General features: G+C 60.1%; 17 protein-coding genes and 1 pseudogene. 12 read left to right on the top strand and 6 right to left on the bottom strand.

The window, feature by feature from the left end; all coding sequences use genetic code 11:
• Positions 1 to 39: 39 nt before the first annotated feature.
• Both WCE35_RS24810 and WCE35_RS24805 read right to left on the bottom strand, forming a co-directional pair.
• On the bottom strand, positions 40 to 1,398 hold the full coding sequence (locus WCE35_RS24810; RefSeq protein WP_424595946.1) for a tyrosine-type recombinase/integrase: 1,359 nt from the start codon (positions 1,396 to 1,398) through the stop codon (positions 40 to 42).
• A 701-nt stretch (positions 1,399 to 2,099) separates the two neighbouring features.
• A complete protein-coding gene (locus WCE35_RS24805; RefSeq protein WP_424595945.1) occupies positions 2,100 to 2,222 on the bottom strand; it encodes a hypothetical protein in 123 nt (40 codons plus the stop codon).
• Between the two features lie 638 nt (positions 2,223 to 2,860).
• Here WCE35_RS24805 and WCE35_RS24800 point away from each other — a divergent pair.
• Positions 2,861 to 3,496, top strand: a complete 636-nt coding sequence (locus WCE35_RS24800; RefSeq protein ID WP_424595944.1) for a tetratricopeptide repeat protein — start codon at positions 2,861 to 2,863, stop codon at positions 3,494 to 3,496.
• 182 nt (positions 3,497 to 3,678) lie between these two features.
• Here WCE35_RS24800 and WCE35_RS24795 read toward each other — a convergent pair whose 3' ends face one another.
• Positions 3,679 to 4,251 (bottom strand): prepilin peptidase, encoded by a 573-nt coding sequence (locus tag WCE35_RS24795; RefSeq protein WP_424595943.1) that lies wholly within the window; start codon positions 4,249 to 4,251, stop codon positions 3,679 to 3,681.
• Positions 4,252 to 4,255: 4 nt separating this feature from the next.
• The gene (locus tag WCE35_RS24790; protein WP_424595948.1) at positions 4,256 to 4,543 is read right to left on the bottom strand and encodes a hypothetical protein; all 288 of its coding nucleotides are present in this window, start codon (positions 4,541 to 4,543) and stop codon (positions 4,256 to 4,258) included.
• Between WCE35_RS24790 and WCE35_RS24785 the strand changes: the two genes are divergently transcribed.
• The 11 genes and pseudogenes from WCE35_RS24785 (at position 4,446) to WCE35_RS24735 (ending at position 13,375) form a co-directional block, all read left to right on the top strand.
• Entirely contained in the window at positions 4,446 to 6,143 is a 1,698-nt protein-coding gene (locus WCE35_RS24785) for a GspE/PulE family protein (protein ID WP_424595942.1), read from the top strand. The genes WCE35_RS24790 and WCE35_RS24785 overlap by 98 nt on opposite strands.
• Before the next feature lie 4 nt (positions 6,144 to 6,147).
• The gene (locus WCE35_RS24780) at positions 6,148 to 7,359 is read left to right on the top strand and encodes a type II secretion system F family protein (protein WP_424595941.1); all 1,212 of its coding nucleotides are present in this window, start codon (positions 6,148 to 6,150) and stop codon (positions 7,357 to 7,359) included.
• Between the two features lie 21 nt (positions 7,360 to 7,380).
• Positions 7,381 to 7,839 carry a type II secretion system major pseudopilin GspG gene (gspG, locus tag WCE35_RS24775; RefSeq protein ID WP_424595940.1) on the top strand — a complete coding sequence of 153 codons (459 nt, stop codon included), beginning with the start codon at positions 7,381 to 7,383 and terminating at the stop codon, positions 7,837 to 7,839.
• The gene (locus tag WCE35_RS24770; RefSeq protein ID WP_424595939.1) at positions 7,802 to 8,296 is read left to right on the top strand and encodes a pilus assembly FimT family protein; all 495 of its coding nucleotides are present in this window, start codon (positions 7,802 to 7,804) and stop codon (positions 8,294 to 8,296) included. Before gspG ends, WCE35_RS24770 begins: the two co-directional genes overlap by 38 nt.
• On the top strand, positions 8,274 to 8,675 hold the full coding sequence (locus WCE35_RS24765) for a type IV pilus modification PilV family protein (protein ID WP_424595938.1): 402 nt from the start codon (positions 8,274 to 8,276) through the stop codon (positions 8,673 to 8,675). The genes WCE35_RS24770 and WCE35_RS24765 overlap by 23 nt, the downstream gene beginning before the upstream one ends.
• Positions 8,672 to 8,767: pseudogene (locus WCE35_RS24760) on the top strand (prepilin-type N-terminal cleavage/methylation domain-containing protein); the annotation flags it as partial. The gene WCE35_RS24765 and the pseudogene WCE35_RS24760, both read left to right, overlap by 4 nt.
• An 87-nt stretch (positions 8,768 to 8,854) precedes the next feature.
• A complete protein-coding gene (locus WCE35_RS24755; protein WP_424595947.1) occupies positions 8,855 to 9,379 on the top strand; it encodes a hypothetical protein in 525 nt (174 codons plus the stop codon).
• 18 nt (positions 9,380 to 9,397) lie between these two features.
• A complete protein-coding gene (locus WCE35_RS24750; protein ID WP_424595937.1) occupies positions 9,398 to 10,324 on the top strand; it encodes a general secretion pathway protein GspK in 927 nt (308 codons plus the stop codon).
• Entirely contained in the window at positions 10,321 to 11,376 is a 1,056-nt protein-coding gene (locus WCE35_RS24745; protein WP_424595936.1) for a PilN domain-containing protein, read from the top strand. The genes WCE35_RS24750 and WCE35_RS24745 overlap by 4 nt, the downstream gene beginning before the upstream one ends.
• On the top strand, positions 11,373 to 11,939 hold the full coding sequence (gene gspM, locus WCE35_RS24740) for a type II secretion system protein GspM (RefSeq protein WP_424595935.1): 567 nt from the start codon (positions 11,373 to 11,375) through the stop codon (positions 11,937 to 11,939). The genes WCE35_RS24745 and gspM overlap by 4 nt, the downstream gene beginning before the upstream one ends.
• 821 nt (positions 11,940 to 12,760) lie before the next feature.
• Entirely contained in the window at positions 12,761 to 13,375 is a 615-nt protein-coding gene (locus tag WCE35_RS24735) for a response regulator transcription factor (protein WP_424595934.1), read from the top strand.
• Between the two features lie 342 nt (positions 13,376 to 13,717).
• Here WCE35_RS24735 and WCE35_RS24730 read toward each other — a convergent pair whose 3' ends face one another.
• Both WCE35_RS24730 and WCE35_RS24725 read right to left on the bottom strand, forming a co-directional pair.
• Positions 13,718 to 14,323 (bottom strand): hypothetical protein, encoded by a 606-nt coding sequence (locus WCE35_RS24730; RefSeq protein ID WP_424595933.1) that lies wholly within the window; start codon positions 14,321 to 14,323, stop codon positions 13,718 to 13,720.
• Positions 14,324 to 14,417: 94 nt separating this feature from the next.
• A complete protein-coding gene (locus WCE35_RS24725) occupies positions 14,418 to 15,365 on the bottom strand; it encodes a formylglycine-generating enzyme family protein (RefSeq protein WP_424595932.1) in 948 nt (315 codons plus the stop codon).
• Positions 15,366 to 15,986 lie beyond the last annotated feature (621 nt).

Here is a 15,986-nt window from a genome sequence, read left to right as displayed (position 1 = left end):
CTTATGCCGGCTGATCATCGCAAAGCGGAAATTAGTTCTTTAAGCAGCGAGACACTCCCGTTCTTCGATACCTGTGTCAACCTCGCCGACGGCATTGCGCAGGAAGCGCGCAAGCGCCGCCTTCCGGGAGTCGCGGTCAAGAGCGTAAGCGGTCTGTTTGAATTCGACACCGTCGAGTAGACCCTGGATATAGCCCGAGATCGTATCCGCAGCCATAATGAGCGCGGTATCGAGCGAGTGGATGTATTTGCTTGTGACCGACCCCTTGGCGTGACCGACAAGGGCCGCGATCGTGACCTCGGTGAACCCGAGGTCGTTTGCGATACTCGCGAAGCTGTGCCTCAATACGTGCGGCGTGATATCTGCGAGTAGCGTATCGCGGAAGATGCTCTCCCAATGATTGGGGAAACTGCCGAACGCATTATCGTCGCCCTGACCTTGGAAGACGTAAGTGCCGGCTTCTGCCGTCCATCGGCGTTCTAGATATTCCACTACAGGCAACCCAATAGGCCGGGTCGAGGCACCCTCCTTACTATCGACCAGACGCAGGCAGCTTGCCTCCATATCAGCCTCGATCCACTGCAGCGTAATCATTTCCGAACGGCGGCATCCGGTCAGAGCAATCTGGCGAATGATATCGGCCGTCATTTGGTACCTCTCGTCCTCGGCCGCCTTACGCAAGATTCCTCCCAGAGTGCGATATTCAGCTTCCGTCAGGCGGCGATTGCGGACATTGTCCTTTGGTTTTCGAAGGCCGTGCGCCGGATTTGTTTCGATGATCCCAGCCTCAACAGCATAGGTGAGGATACCTCCTAGCAGGCCGACAGTTCGCGTGGCCGTGCCTGCGCCGCCCCGTACGATTGCCTTACCTCGGAGCTTCTTGGTCTTGACCGATGTGCGGGTCTTCCCCGCCATGATGTCCTTTAGGACCTTGTTGATGTCGGCTTTCACAAGGTCTTTCACTCGCCGGCGGCCGATCAGCGGGATGATGTGACGTTGGATGCGGCCTGTATCCGTTACGATGGTGGTGGCCTTCTTGGGGCGCCCTCCCTTGCCGAGAATAAGGCCGGCTTCGAGGTCGCGAAGATACAGCTCGCATAATTCCTTGACAGTGATCGCCTGTTGATCGAGCTGGCGTTCCTCGGCGGGATTTTCCCCCTGTGCAACCCTACCCAACTGGGCCTTCGCCTCCTGCCGTGCGGTCTCAGGAGTCCAGACTCCGTGGAGCCCAATTGTGTAGCGACGCGAACGGCCGGCAGTTCGATATTGGATGACGTAGCTCCGCTTGCCGGAGGCAAATACGCGAAGGCCGAAGCCCGGAAATTCGTCGTCCCAAAGGACGTAGTCCTTCTGACGGATATCAACGGCATCGACGACCCGCTTGGTGAGCTTAGGCACGGCGCTTCTCCGATTTGGCCTCGATTTCTCGCGTAAGCACCACGTAAGCGGGCGGGCGGAAACCGGAGCGAGAATTCGGATAGGAGCGTCGCTCGTCTATTGCGAGATATGTAGTGGTTTCAGATTGATGGCGAACCATAGCGTGCCCTATCGCGTATTTAGGATGGGCAGCCTATATTGCTCCGAAGGCAAAGGTCACACGTTCGAATCGTGTCGGGTGCGCCATAAAATCACACTTAGCCAAAGCGCCCCAATGTGAGTGAGGGTTAGACTCACCACAAACTCACCTGGAATAATCAAGCGTTGGCGCAGAATCTGAGGGGACAGTGACAGCTCCTCGTGCGCGAAATGCTCGCCGCGCAGATGTCTGAGCCGGTGCGGTTGGCGGGCTTTATGAGGGCGTAATATAACATATGGCTTTTCCTTCTTCGCAGGTGAGCAATCGGCAAGAACCTACGCACGCAAATTCAGTCCTCTCGCCTTCGACATCGCCTCGGAAGCACCATTTCTATCACGGGATCATCATCCCACGATCCGTTTATGCCATAATGGCAAAAACGAAAAATCAAAGTATCAAGGTGCGCTCTTCCGCGGCCGCCGATAGTCACCGGAAATCCAGCGCGACATGCTGCTTGAAGAATTCATTCCGCACGTATCGCGTGTGCCTTGGCGGGCCCCGGCGCCACGCTCAGCCCGCCATGTCATATCTGCCGTGTCGCAGCGCCCACGGCAACATGGCCGTGATGCTGCGCTGGCAAACCGCCTCGACGGTGCAGGACCGCCATCTCCAGCAGCCCGGCAACGAACTTCAGCCGTTCATCCATAGGATTACACTCCTGCCGGGGCATTTTGCTCTCCTCGCAAAAGGCCCTATTGTGTAACCCATGTCTCCGGAATGAACTGTCACCCTTCTCTCAGGAAGGGTTAAAGGGTGAAGATGGGCGACATTGCTTCGCCGTGACGCTGCGATAGAGCGCGCAGAGCTACGCCAGCACACGCCGCGCCACGCGCTGGCGGCGTAACTACTCCCTCGGACCGGCACTCTGAAGCCAGTTCTCGAGCGCGCGCCACAGCATCCGGGTCTCTTGCGATGACCGTTAGCAGCGCTTGCGCGGCCTTGTCGGGACCGTGGGCGCCTTGCTCCCAATCTCCCACAGTCCCAAGCGGGAGGTGATACCGAGCCGCGAACTCTTCCTGCTTCAAGTTCAGCTTCGCGCAACGCGCGGTACAGTCGGCGGCTTCTTCGGATTGAGCTTAAATCTCGTGATACTTTCGTTTTTCATGTGGCTCCGCTCCCCTTGCGGATATGATGCGGACGACGATGCCGAGGTCCCGTCAGACGTTACTGAAGACCGGCGCATGGAAGCGCCGGTCAGCAATCCGGCAGGGCATTACTTAAATACTGGGGGCGCCATGGCGACAACCTGGGCCTGTTACGAAGCCGTTCCGGCGGCGAAACCGTGTGGATATTCCCCGAATGCAAGATTATTGTGCTTCGGTTCAGACAGAACAGACGAGACTGACGATGAGCAATCCCTGCCGCGGTCACATCGATGCGGATATTGGCGCCCCGACCGGGCGCCCCCACATTTCCGGTCGCCTGATGCGATTTCTTTTCGCAACCGCAAGCATCGCGGCATGGCTATTGTCGAGCGGTAATCCTGTTGAAGCCGTGTCGCTTCGGCAGGGCGTTTCCGCATTTATGCGCCAGGATTACGTCGCGGCGTCGTGGATTTTCATTCCGATGGCGGAACAGGGTAATCCCGCCGCCCAAACCTATCTCGGTTTCATGTTCGAAACCGGTCGCGGTGTGCCGCAGAGTTACACCGAAGCGGCGATGTGGTACCGTCGCGCCGCGGAACAGGGCGACGGCGCCGCACAATACTCGCTCGGTCTTCTTTACGACAAGGGCTTCGGGGTGCCGCAGGATGTCGTGGAAGCCAACAAGTGGCTCAACCTGTCAACGGCGATCGCGTCCCCTCGGGATCGGGACAGGCGCGCGCGGATTCGCGATGCAATGACGACCAAGATGACGCGCAGCGAGATTGCGCGGTCGCGGCAGCGTGCGCTTGAATGGGTGCCCGTTCGCGAGCGCTGACAAGCTATTGGTGCTATTTGAGCTGCCCGCATTTGCGTTGCTGCCCGCAAGGAAACTCGCGAAGCAACCGCCAAGAGAACCTACGAAGAGAACCTACGAAGAGAACCTACGAACCAAAACTACGCAAGATTTCTGGCGGCCTTTTAATCTGGGTTCTGAGGCGAGCTTCGGATTCGGATGGCCTAATTTAGCAGCGCCTCGACCAGCCAGCCGATCCAGATCGCCGGGGCAAGGAAGGCTCCAAACGGGAGAAATGCTGTCGCTTTCATTGGACGCCTGGGAATGTGTTTGCTCAGGAAGTAGACGCCGAGCGCTGACAGCGTTGCGAATTCGATCACCGCAAGGATCATGACCCAGTCGAGCCACGCGCCCGCGACAGCGGCGAGCTTGATATCGCCAAAGCCAAGCCCTTCGCGGCCGCGCCAGCGTCGATATCCGACCATCAGCAGCAGAAAGGGCAGGGCCGTCGCTGCCGCCCTGCACGCCGCCCAAACTACGGGGTGCGGATCGACGTCTGTTGCGATCGCTGCGGCACGCAGCAACGCCAATGCCATGGCGGCCGCCGTCAACTCGTTCGGAATAATGTGGCGCCTTGAGTCGACGACCGCAATCGCGATCATTAAGCACGCGAGAAACCCGCCGGACAATCCGTCGGGGCCGCCTACCGCGACCAGACTCGCACCCACGGCGGCGAGAAGCACAAAACTAAGAAGGAGCTGCCGGCGTGACGTGTCAATGGCCGATCCGTCGATCAAATCGTTAGCCTGTGGCTTTGGATAAATTTACGATGTCGACGGCGGTGCCGCCAGTCGGCTGCTCGTCCTTTCCGCAACACAAAACAAGTTCAAAAATTGACTTAATTGTGTTTTTGTTCAAGAGTAAGTCAATAGCCAAGGTTTCCTCTGCAGGCTGAATTTTTTCAGTATTTTTCAGTATCAGGGTTAGCGCCATGAATTCGACGCGAGACAGTTCCGCCGAGACCTTCAGGCAGCACCTTCTCAATAAGTATTCATTGCCGCCGGAGGTAAGTGCCCGCGTCGAGAACACTGCCCATTCGGGCCTGGCCCGGCCACTTCGGGAGTTGTGGGAAGGGACCGATCTGTCAGCCGACGAGTTCGCCGACGAGGTGTCGGACCATTGGGCCGTCGTCAGGCTCAGTCTTCGGCAGCTGCTCGCCAGCACTCCATGCCTGGACGGATTTTCGCGTAGGTTCTTGCGTGAATCCGTGATTCTGCCGCTACGCGGGTCGAATGGAGGCTACCAGCTTGCATTGGCAGACCCAACCGACACCGCGGCCATCCGGGCCGCCGAGATCGTTTTTGGCGGCCCGATCGAGGTCGCGGTGGCGTCGTTTGAGGACATCGCGACCGTACTCGACCAGCGCCTGGATGTTGATGGCGCCAGTCCCGAGGATGGTGTCAAGGGATCGACCCAGCAATCCGACGACGACATCGAGAGTCTTCGCGATCTCGCAAGCGGTGCGCCCGTTGTGCGCGCGCTCAACGATCTGCTTGAGCGGGCGGTCGAGCTTCGCGCCAGCGATATCCACATCGAACCGTTCCGCAAGGGCCTCTCGGTGCGAATGCGCGTCGATGGATTATTGCGCGCCATGCAGGCGCCCTCAGGCATTTCACCGCAAGCGTTGATCTCGCGGGTGAAAATTCTTGCCGGCCTCAACATCGCGGAGCGGCGGCTGCCGCAGGACGGCGCCGCGCGCGTTCGCGTCAACCGTTCGGAACTCGACATCCGCGTCGCGACCATGCCGACCCAGCACAACGAAAGCGCGGTCATACGTCTGCTGCCGCGGGACCGCGGCCTGCTGGAAATGGGAAAACTGGGTCTGTCGGCGAAGGATGAGTCGATCATGACCCGTCTGCTCGCCCTCCCGCATGGCATGATATTGGTCACCGGTCCGACCGGCAGCGGCAAGACAACAACGCTAGCGACCATGCTATCGATCCTCAACGAACCGACCCGCAAGATTCTTACCGTCGAAGACCCTGTCGAATATGAAATTCGCGGAATTAGTCAGTCGCAGGTCAGGCCGTCGATCGGATTGACATTTGCGACCGCGATGCGCGCCTTCGTGCGTCAGGATCCCGACGTAATCATGGTCGGCGAAATCCGCGACGCCGAGACCGCGCATATCGCGATCCACGCCGCCCTCACTGGCCATCTGGTACTGACGACCCTGCACACCGAAACCGCTGCCGCAGCAGTACCGCGCCTGATCGACCTTGGCATCGAAGGCTTTCTGCTGAAGTCGACGGTACGCGCCGTAGTCGCCCAGCGCCTGGTGCGGGTGCTCTGCGACCGCTGCAAGGTGGTGCGCAAGCTGGCTGCAGCCGACATCAGCAACGATCCGCGCCTTGCAATGATCGGCTTCGAGGCAGGCGAAACAATCCACGAAGCGTCGGGCTGCGAGCGCTGCGGCGGTACCGGCTATCGCGGCCGCAACGGCGTCTTCGAGATCCTCGAAATGTCCGATGAGGTGAGAAAACTCGTAGGTCCAATAACGGATTCGCACACCATAGACGATGCTGCGATCCGAGGCGGTATGACCACGATGCTGTCAGATGCCGTTGCCAAGTGCCGCGCCGGGCTGACGACCGTATCCGAGGTCTTCCGTGTAACGACCATTCGGTGATCCCGTGCCGAACTATCGCTATCAGGCAGTCAACAGCAATGGCGAATTGGTTAGCGGCGCCATCGTGGCACCGACGCCGGGCGATGTCGCGCAGCGGATCGAGCGCCTCGGGCTCGTGCTGGTTGACAGTGTAACGGTCGCGGACGGAGGCTCGGCACGCAGTGTCTTCGGCCTTTTCAACAAGCCTCGCGCGGAAGACGTGACGATCTTCACGCGCGACCTCGCATTGCTGCTGCGCGCCGGCGCCCGGATCAATGACGGTCTTGAGCTTCTTGCCGCGGATCGCGATTTTGGCCGGTTGCGTCCGGTGGTTGCCGATATCAGGTCGCACGTCGTCGCCGGCGAGAGCCTTGCGGAAGCCCTGTCGCGGCACGAGGGACTGTTTCCTGCGATGTATCTAGCCTTGATCCGTGTTGGCGAGGCATCTGGATCGCTGGACCAGGTACTCGAGGTGCTGGCCGACGAGCGAAGCCGCTCCGAGTCGCTGAAGCGACGACTAGGCGACGCCACGCGGTATCCACTCTTCGTACTCGGGGCCGCCGGATGTGTGCTGCTGTTCTTTCTGACGTTCGTTCTGCCGCAATTCGCCGCCGTGCTAACTGATTTCGGGGCGAAGGTCGATCCGATCATTCTCGGTTTTCTGAACTTCTCAACGTTCCTGCGCAACAATTCGGACGGGGTGCTGGCGGTGGTCGCCGCAGGCCTTGCGGCGATCTGGCTATTGCTACGCCGCCCCGGAATTCGCCGCAGCATTTCAAATCTACTGACACGGCTGCCCGCGATCCATCCCGTGATGACCTACTACCGGACATCGCTATTCTGCCGAAACCTCGGAGTCTTGCTCGGGAGCGGAGTTAACCTCACGACGACGCTGCGAATCCTCGTCGATATGATGTCGACTGCTGGTCCGTCGGCTATATGGACCGAGGCCGCCGACCGCGTCCGTCATGGCGCAAAGCTGTCAGATGCGCTATCTGATACCCAGGCTCTTCCGCCAATGGCGGTGCGAATGCTGCGGCTCGGAGACGAAACCGGTCAATTGCCGATGCTGGCCGGCCGGGTCGCCGAGCTTTATGAGGCGAAGCTGCAACGCACGCTCGACCGCGTGGTCGGAATTGCGGGACCTGCGGCTATCATCGTGATAAGCATCGTGGTGGGCGGGCTGATCGTATCTGTGATGACGGCGCTGATGTCGGTGAGCCAGATTGTTGGCTGAACGGTTGGGAGGAGAATCGAATTGGGCCGACATCCTCCAGCAAGTGCCACACGCCGGCGCCGGCTCAGGAAGTCGCAGGCCGGATTCACGCTTGTCGAAATTTTGGTCGTCATCACGATCATCGGGTTGATCATGGCGCTGGTGGGACCACGCGTGCTCAACTATCTCGGCGAGTCCAAAGCCAAGGCAGCCAAGATCCAGATCGAGAGCTTTTCGAGCGCGCTCGATCTCTATTATCTCGACCTCGGACGTTACCCCAACAGCAGCGAAGGGCTTGGCGCCTTGACCCGGGCCGGTAATGCTGCCGGTTGGAACGGGCCCTATCTCAGAAACGGCCTCGTTCCCAACGATCCATGGGGACACCCCTACGTCTATCGTTCGCCGGGCGAGCGCGCTCCGTACGAAATCATGTCACTTGGGTCCGACGGCCAGGAAGGCGGAAGTGGAACGGCAGCGGATATCGCAACTGGAGCGCGCTGAGTCCGAGATCGGCGAGAAAGGCTTCGCCCTGATCGAAATCCTGTGCGTCCTCGCCATCATCGGCTTGCTCGCAGCCATCATTTTGCCGGCGATTCCACGCGCGACGACCCGCACAAAGCTGGAGGGTTTTGCGGTGGAAACCGCTTCCCTGCTGAAGGCGGATCGCAACGTCGCGCTGCGGCGGCAGATCCCGGTGACGACCAGGGTGGATGCGGCGACGCGCTCCATCCAGTCGGGCGTATCCGGCCGTACCATCAAGCTGCCGGGCGATGTTGCAATGAACGCAATGTTGGCATCGCGGTGCTCGGATCGGATAGCTGGCAAGTCGATCGATTTTTTCCCGTCGGGGATGTCGTGTGGCGGCACCATTGCCTTGGCTCGTCCGGGGATATCGCTGGAGATCCGCGTCAATTGGCTTACTGGAGGCGTCGAGATTGTCCCGCAAAAGCTGCTCTAACGACCGGGCGGGCTTCACCCTGATCGAAGCCTTGGTCGCATTAGCGATCATCGCCACCGTGCTTTCCTCGATCGGTGCGCTGATCGCAACGACGGTGAAGGGGACGCGCTCGATTGATCAGCGGCTGGCCTTGACTGGCACCGCCGAGACATTGTTGGCCGCGTTGCCGGCACGCAACCTGTTGATGCCGGGCCGCCAGTCCGGCGAATTGGCCGGTTATCGATGGCGGTTCGATGTCTCGCCGATAAGTACGGCTACGGGTGGCGTGGCGCAGACAGGCCGCTGGACGCCGCTGGCCGTTGCCATTCGGTTGCAGGCGCCCGGCGGTCCGACGATGCAGCTTGACACCGTGCGCCTCGTGCCAACGGCGACGCAATGAGGGCGTCCTCGCGCGGCGCGTTCGTCGATGAGGCGGGCTTCACGCTGATTGAAATGTTGTTGGCGACACTGCTGACGGCGGTGATCCTCGCAGCGTTGGCGACCGTGACAGCGCAATGGCTGCCGAACTGGAACAGGGGAATGGCGCATGTTCAGCGCACCGAACGGCTGGCGATTGGTTTGGAGCGCATCGTCGCGGACCTCTCCGTCGCAGAGACAGTGCCGCTTAACGGCGATGCCAAGGTGCCGCTGTTCGAGGGGTCGGAGTTGTCGGTGACTTTCGTACGAACCGCTGTTGGTCCCAACTCAAAGCCCGGTCTCGAAATTGTCAGGCTGATCGAAAAGGCCGACCGCCAAGGCCTCGCGATGGTCCGCGAACGTGCGCCGTTCACGCCGATGCCATCGGGCGCACAGATCAGGCTCGGAGATCCCGTCGTGCTGATCCGCTCGCCGTTTCGTGTGACGTTTTCCTATGCGGGACCGGATCAGGTCTGGCAACCGGACTGGCGCGGCCTGCCGCAGCTTCCAAATATGATCCGTATTGCGGTGCGCGATGCCGCGACCGGGCGGATACTTGCGTTCTCCGGTGCCTCCATTGTTCATATCAACGCGTCGGCCGAATGCGCACGAGCGAAAAATCCGCAGGAATGCCTCACAGCGAAACCGAAACCGGATAGCCCGAAAAGAGAAGGAGAGCCCCTCTGACGGGCTGACTCGATCGACATGGAACTGGGTGTCATATTCAAGGGTGGGCGACACAATGCGCGCGGCTTCATTGTCGTAGCCGTACTGTGGATTCTCGCGACGCTTTCGGCCCTGGTGCTGATCTATCTGACCTATGTCACCAACACCGCCGCGATCGTGGCCGGGAGTACCGATCGGGTCCAGACCGAGGCGCTGGTAACAGCAGCGGTTGAACTCACGGCCTATCGGCTGACCGGCGCCGGGGAACGTGACCGCCCCACCCACGGAACATTCAATGCCAAAGTCGGTGTCGCCAGGCTATCGGTGATGTTTCGTTCCGAGGCCGCGCGCGTCGACCTCAATTCCGCGCCGAAAGGATTGCTGGTCGGGTTGATCGGGGGTCTCGGTGCAACGCCATCCGATGCGGAAAGCTATGCTGACCGCATCATTGCCTGGCGCACGTCCACGAAATCTCCCGCTGACGATCCCGAGAATTCGTTTTACCGCGCCTTGGGGCTCACCTATGTACCACGCCACGCCCCGTTTCCCGAGATCGAGGAATTGTGGCTGGTGCAGGGAATTCCGTCTACGTTCATTGAACGGATGCTCCCGTTCGTGACGGTGTTCAGCAATCTTGCGTCGATCAGCATCCTCGACGCCGCGCCCGAGGTGGTGGCGGCGCTGCCGGGCATGACGCCGGAGAGGCTGCAGGCGGTGCTCACCGAGCGCGAAAAGCCCGGCGTCGATCCGAAATCCATAGCGGGGTTGTCCGGAACCGGGGAAACGGGCCTGATGGCGTCCAGGGCCTATCGGCTGAGTGTTGGCGTCGAGTTCGGTGGCGGTCGGCAGACCGGTGCTGAGGTCATCATCCTGCTTCTCGACGACGGCGATGAGCCCTATCGTGTATTGTCCTGGCGTAACGGGGTGGATGGCGGGGCAGGACCGCAAAGGGCCGCACTACGATGAAGTGGCTAAAGACGATTGGCGGGTTTCTTCAGGGCTGGACTGATATCGTCGCTGCCGCGATAATCTCCGGCTTCGACCGCGTGATATCGCCGCGTGTGGTACGGCTGGTCGAACAAGAGGGTGGTGGATTCGCCGCCGAGTCGGAAGGCAAATCCGAGGTGATGCCGACGCGTATCCCGTTGGACGGCAGGACACTGAGCGCGCCCGGTTTAGGGCCCATGCTGAGGGGAAGCCGTGTCGAGGTCGTTTTGCAGTCCAAGCATTTCCTTTTTCGTCCGCTCGAACTGCCGGCGCGGGCGGCTGATTTCCTGGAAGGCATCGTGCGTGCGCAAATCGATCGCCTTACACCGTGGAGTGCGAACGAGGCGGTGTTCGGCTGCAGCAGCCCGACCAAAAGCGGCTCCGGGCGTATTACCGCAGTCATCGCGGCCACCACCCGCAAGGTTGTGATGACCTATGTTGAGCCGGTGTGGGGATTTCATCCAGCAGCCGTCGCGGTTTGGACCGATGTCGCCGGCTACGACGTCGGGCGGGTCAAGGTGTTCGAGCAAAGGGCCCCCAGGCACCTCGACGCCGAGCGTCTAAGCCGCGCGCTACTGATCGGTCTGGCGGCAGCCGGGATTCTCTCGTTGCTGTCGATGATGTCGGCGGTCTGGACGTCGGATCATCTGGGCGCGCAGCAGGATGAACTGGCCCGGCAGATTTCGCAGCGTCGCGCCGCGATTCATGCCGACAGCGGCAGGAGCGATCGTTCGCCGATCGCAGCGCTTGAGCGGCGCAAGGCCGAGAATCCGGCTAGCGTTATCGTGCTCGACGCGCTCACCCAAGTGCTGCCCGACTATGCCTATGTCACCGAGCTTCATCTCGCTGGCAACAAGCTTCAGATCATCGGCATTACCCGCGACGCGCCGTCGCTGATTTCCCTGATCGAGCAATCCACGCATTTCACCCGGGCGACATTTTATGCCCCGACTACGCGCGTCGCTTCGGATCCCGGCGAACGTTTCCATATCGAGGCGCAGATCGAACCGACGAATATGGCGAGCCCATGAATCCTCGACCCGTTATTGCCCGTACGCTCGGTCGCTCGCCGCTGATCGCGGTGGTACTCTATGTCATCCTGGTTGGGGGGTTTATCGCAACGGCCTGCATTGCGATCTCCGACATTCTCGATCACATGCGCGCGCTCGATCAAACTTCGGACTTGCTCGAGCGGTTGCAGGACCGACGAGGGCGCGGCACCGCCGGTGCGTCGTCACCGGCGGCCGAACATCCGGGGACGCCGTTCCTCGAGGGGCCGACGGTAACGGTCGCGGGGGCCACGCTGCTGCAGCACGTCGCCTCGGCCGTCAATGCTGTTGGCGGCACCATCCAGTCGTCGCAACTTGATGTGGCGACGCAAGCCAAGGATGGCTTCGTCGGTCTGCTGGTCAGTTGCGAAATGGAACAGCCCGCTCTGCAGAAAGTTCTCTATGATCTGGAGGTCGGCATGCCTTTCCTGTTTGTCGATCAATTGGACGTACAGGCGCCGCAGACAGCTCCCGCGAGCGAAAACGGAGAGGGTCGGATCAGGGTTGTTCTCGGCATTTCCGGGCAATGGCGGGGCGGAAAGTAAAAATCTACCGCCTCCCTGTTACCGGCTGATCTTCGGAGGGGGCCGTGCTTACCGATAGCCTGCGGTAGCCGGAGCTCGGCCAGAACCTTCCCGACCGAGCGTTCGTGTGGGGCCATGCCGGAGCGATGCGCAACTCGTCGCGCAGATCGACCCGCCGCCAGCGCAATACCCGTGCCGCCATGTGTGAGCTCCGCGACCCCGACGAACAGCCAACCCAGACTGTCGGGAATCACGTCGATCCCAGATGTCGACCATCATTCCGGTTGAACACGAGCTCGGCCCATTCGGCCGGCCGCGCGCCGCAAGCTTGCCTGGTGGCAGACCTGATCCTGACGCTCAGCTCTGAACCCACACCTCGGGCGACAGCGCCCGAGCGGATCCTCGCCCCGCCGATCTTGCGCCGAATTACTTTGTTGTGGATTGAGCAGAATATAATAGACGCAGTTTCCGACGCACTTTAACTTGGGGTTGTACGCGTCAGCGCATCGATTCTCCCCAAGCATGGCAACCTCTTTGGGTTGCGTAGGGTTTTTGCTGCATGCACGCGGCGTTATCATTGATCTTTCGTTCGGCGCCTGGCCCGGCTATCGCGCGCTCGGAAAGACCTGGCTCCCGCCCGCTTTCGGTCATCGCCTTGACCAAACTTTCCCTGAGTCTGCTGTCCACTTGGTCCGCCTGTAGATCGAGGCGGACCAGAAAGTGTTTGCCGCCATCGTTCGCCGAACGAAGGGAACGCTTCCGCCCGGAAGACCGAAGCGCTCATAGTCTAATTGGACTGTTTTCCGCTTCACGTCGCCATTGGTGAACACGGAGATCGACAAATGAGCGACAAGCAGATCGTTCATGTCATCGATGATGATCGCGCCATTCTCACTTCGACCGCAGGCTTTCTGACGGCCAAGCGATTTGTCGTCCAAACCTATACGTCGGCTCTGGATTTCCTTGAAAAGATCGGGCCACACGCGGCTGGTTGCGTGGTGACCGACGTGCGTATGCCGGGTATCAGCGGCATCGAACTGATGTCGAAACTAAGGGAACGCGGCCTCGCGCTGCCGATCATCATTGTTACCGCGCATGCGGATATCTTGCTCGCTGTTGAAGCCATGAAGCGAGGCGCGGTCGATCTGCTGGAGAAACCGTTTAAAAATGGCGACCTGGTCAGGGCGATCCGCCAAGCCCTGGTGCATCAGAATGAAGAAACGGCGGTCGATCCGAATACCGAGAAAATTCGTACCAGGCTCTCAAGTTTGACCGGTGAGGAAAAAGCAGTACTGGCTCGATTGCTCAAGGGTGCACCCAACAAACTTATTGCGGATGAACTTGGCCTCAGCATTCGAATCTTTGAGACCTATCGTGCGACCGTCATGTCGAAAATGAAGGTGGCCGGCATCGCTGAACTGGTCAGCATTTCGCGGAACCTTGAGACCGCAGACTAAGGCGCATGCCCATAAATTGGGCGTGGCACGTACATCTGCTGTGGCCCTGATCACCAGCTTGCGCCCCGTCCTTAGCCCGACTTCTTCAGCACGAATCGCCCATGGAAGCGGACATTTGCCAGCTCAATTGTTACACCGCTCTTGTGGCATGGGTGGAAGGCTCCAAGCCTGAGTTAGGTTTAGCGAGGACTTCACGCCGCGGGATTGGATTAGTCGGCACGGCCAAGTGTTCGGCTTGCGGGCGCGGTTCGTATCCGGATCGAACAGCCACCACATTGCGCGCTGTTCGCCCTCCCAACCGATAGTGGTCATGGACATCCCTTCGCCAGCTCGCGGAGCTTGCTAGCGATTGTTCGTATGCTTGATGACGTTCTGATTGTTTCCGTCCCGGCGAGGCTGCGGCGGCTGCTCACCCTGCTTCGAGTCCTGGCTGACCGCCGGCGGCGGCACGCTGGAATTTTTCGGACTGAACAGGGAGAACACTGCCGTGCGATCGTCGAACGACAGCACCAGACGGTCACGGCTAATCTCGGTCACGCGCCAACCCTCGATGTAGGAGCCGAACCGTATGACCGTGGCTCTTTCGTGCGGCCCGACCTGCACTGCGGCGCCCACCTCCTCGGCGCTCTCGAATGTGCCGAAGAACGTCAGGTTTGGCGGCGCTTTTGCCGCGATTGGCGTAGGGGGCGGTGGCGGCGGCGGGAGCGACCGGGTCTCCGCAACCGGCGGAGGACGGCGGGAGGGCGAGAACAAAGGACGCTCGCGGGTGGCCGACAGACGATCGAACCCAATCCGCGTCGGCGGATTGCCTACGACCGCGGCGGGTTCTTCGCGCAGCTGGGCGGCAGCCCCCTCCACCATGCCGAGCGTAAAGCCCACCGCGAGCAAAATCGCAGCCGATATTGTCCCGGCCCGGATCTCGTCATTTAGCCACATAACGTCAAGCATATCATATTACTGCTTCCCGCGCCTGGCGGAGCTGTATTTTCAGTGCCTGCCGGACCCACGAGACCGCCAAAGCAGGTTCCACGAATGTGCCCGGCTAAAAATCTCTCGCAACCCGAAAGCCGATTTCGTCGACCCGATAAATGACTGGCAGCCTGTAGCGGACCGCCGAGCGGAGTTCCCGCGGTCCATAGTCCCAGGAACCGCCACGAAGGACGCGAGATGGACAACCCGGAACGGCTCGAGCCGAACCGTCGGCGGGCGCTTCAACGTAGCTCGGCGCATAGCAGTCCTCCACCCACTCCCAAACGTTGCCGTGCATGTCGTAGAGATCCCATGCGTTGGCGGCGAAGCTGCCGACCTCCACGGTTTGGCCGGCGCCAGGCTTGCCGTTTGAAAACTGGGCCTGCTGTTTGTTGATACTATCGCCGAATGCATATTTGGTGCTGGTGTCGGCGCGCGCCGCGTATTCCCACTCAGCCTCTGTCAAAAGCCGATAGGGTTTGCCGGTCCTGCGGGAGAGCCACGCCAGATATTCATTGGCATCGTTCCAGGAGACGTTGATGACAGGGCGTCTCGCCTTGCCCCAGCCCTCATCGCCTGGGCTCTTGTTCTTAAGGCACCCACCGTCTGTTGCGCAGACCTCCCATTCAGCGAACGTCACCTCAAACTTGCCGACCGCAAACGGCTTCCGAATGAGGACCTCGTGGGCAGGCCGCTCATCAGGATCCCCGTCCGCCGACCCCATGATGAATCGACCTGCCGGCACCTCCACCATCTCCGGGCAATCGGAGCAGTCGCGGAACGTCCGAGGAGAGGCCATGGTTCTCTCCGACAGCTCCTGCAATTGTACAACTTTCCGGTCGGCGAGATGCCCGCAATGCAATTGCACCTCAACAGCCATGCCACCGAAGGGGGGTGGGATCGATTCGCTCGGCGTCGATGGAGTCGCGGCAAAACCGGCTGCCAGCGCTGCCCGGAACGTCAGGCCCGCTGCCCATTTTCCAAGAACCCTTGTTCCAGGAACCCTTGCCAGACTTCGCATGGGTGTTTCGTTCGGCTGCTGAATGACGCGGACGCGGATATTAGGGCTATCATATCAAAAGAGCTGTTCCTGAAAAGGCTACGGAACTGGCCGTTGTTCCGGCTTCGTTTCCCATGATCGAATACGTGGAAAAGGCCGGGTAGACAGCTCGTCGGCAATCGATTTGCTCCTGCCACGCAGGTTTACCTTACCGCATGAGCAAACACGCCTTACACATCAGGAGGAGGCACGTACCCTGCATATCCGCGCAAGACGGCTCCGCAAAGCAATGCACGTGCCAGTGTATTGACTCCGCGCTCCGAATGACGGAACTGCATGATAGCCAGTCTGTCAATTTACGACCGAAGCACTGTGTTGTATTTTTGTCAATACCTTGGAATTTATTCGATTAGTCGGAAAATCTCACCATGATTTCGGCTAAGTATGGCCCACGCCGCGAAAAATTTGGAGATAGTTGATCGACATCCGCATCCTAAGGTCAGTGTAGATTACAAGATTGGTGAACACATTGTTAGGGGTTTCGTTAGGAGTTCGGTTGGGAGTTTACTCGGTAGGGGATCGTAACGCTGCGTGCTGGTACCGAACGCTTGGCGGCGTTTCGTTCAGGACGTGGGTTGCTTT

This window comes from Bradyrhizobium sp. (assembly GCF_049691595.1).
In the GTDB taxonomy this organism is placed as follows: domain Bacteria; phylum Pseudomonadota; class Alphaproteobacteria; order Rhizobiales; family Xanthobacteraceae; genus Bradyrhizobium.
The sequence above is the reverse complement of the archived record's forward strand: the minus strand, read 5'-3'. Positions and strand labels throughout refer to the sequence as shown.